General features: G+C 44.2%; 1 protein-coding gene. It reads left to right on the top strand.

The features are described from left to right. The coding region (locus CWB85_RS19785) for a hypothetical protein (RefSeq protein WP_138555820.1) at nucleotides 1–278 on the top strand (278 nt) is incomplete at both ends.

Here is a 278-nt window from a genome sequence, read left to right as displayed (position 1 = left end):
TAACCGCTGGGAACTTGATGGTGGAGGAGAGTTTGGCGCGCTCTTTAATGTGTCGTACTCTGAGACTCATTATCGTGATGATACGATAACAGCAGGTGCTGCATTTCCATTTTTTACCAACAATCCGCAAGCAATGTATTCACCTTATTCGCGTATCCCTGAATATGATTCACTGGGAAATCAAATTTGGGAGCCTGGGCAAGAAAATGGTCTACCAAATACACCAGGTTCTACATTGAATGTTGAGGGTGAGCCAACCGAGTATTTAATCGCTCGTG

This window comes from Pseudoalteromonas sp. S1727 (assembly GCF_005886375.1).
Taxonomy (GTDB): Bacteria; Pseudomonadota; Gammaproteobacteria; order Enterobacterales; family Alteromonadaceae; genus Pseudoalteromonas; species Pseudoalteromonas haloplanktis.
The sequence above is the reverse complement of the archived record's forward strand: the minus strand, read 5'-3'. Positions and strand labels throughout refer to the sequence as shown.